At 64.2% G+C, this 1034-nt stretch carries 1 protein-coding gene; it reads right to left on the bottom strand.

Translation table 11 applies throughout. The features are described from left to right. Window positions 1–952: IS481 family transposase (locus AC4FWB_RS34595; RefSeq protein ID WP_491030699.1), on the bottom strand; the 952-nt coding region annotated here is incomplete at its 3' end. Window positions 953–1034 lie beyond the last annotated feature (82 nt).

Here is a 1034-nt window from a genome sequence, read left to right as displayed (position 1 = left end):
TGTGGAGCCTCAACAGGTTGTCCTCGGACAATGCGAGGCGACTGATGGGTGTTTTGGATTTTAGGCCGCCATGCGGGCGATGCCAATTGTAGCGATGCATCCAAACGGGCAACTCGGCAGCTCGGTGCGCGGAGGTTGGATAAGCGACGGCGTAGGCCCATTCCCTGAGCGCGGTCTGGATGAAGCGTTCGGCCTTTCCGTTGGTCCTTGGCGTATAGGGCTTGGTGCGGATGTGCTTGAGGCCGAGATCGCGGCAGGCCTTGGCGAAGGCCTTCGACCTGTAGCAGGAACCGTTGTCGGTCATGACGCGGCTGACGGTGACGCCGAGGCTTGCATAGTAGGCCAGTGCCGCCTGGAGAAAGACGACGGCGCTCTCTTTTCTTTCGTCCGGCAGGATCTGCGAGAAGGCGATACGCGAGGCATCGTCGATGCAGACATGGACGAACTCCCAGCCGATGCCACGGCTGTTGGACTGGCCGGTGCGATCGCCGGTGATGCGATGGCCGACGCGGTCGAAACGGCCGAGTTTCTTGATATCGATGTGGATCATGTCGCCCGGCGCGTCGCGCTCGTAGCGCCGCACCGGCTCGGCAGGCGCAAGGTCCTTCAGCCGCGACAGGCCAGCGCGCTTCAGCACCCGGCTCACCGTCGCCGCCGAGACGGCGGCCACACTTGCGATGTGCTTGCCCGTCAGGCGCTGGCGCCGCAGGGCCACGATCCGGTCGGCCACGGCCTGGCCGGTCGCGTTCGGGCTGCATCTCGGCCGCGACGAGCGGTCGGCCATGCCGGCACGGCCTTCCGCCTTGTAGCGCTCCACCCATCGCTTCACGACCTTCGCCGTCACCGCGAATTGCAACGCCGCCTGGGCTTGGGAAAGGCCGCCTTCTATGACCGCAAGCGCCATCTCCTCTCGACGCAGCGGCGTGAGACGGGCATTCTTATGGATGTTCATTCGGACCCTCCGGCGAATCTGAAGCGTGGTAACTCCAGTCTCCTCGGTCAGGTCCGAATGGACAACCTTCTGAAAGCCCACA

The organism is Mesorhizobium sp. LEGMi-168a (assembly GCF_058312955.1).
This window is presented reverse-complemented; position numbering and strand designations above follow the sequence as displayed.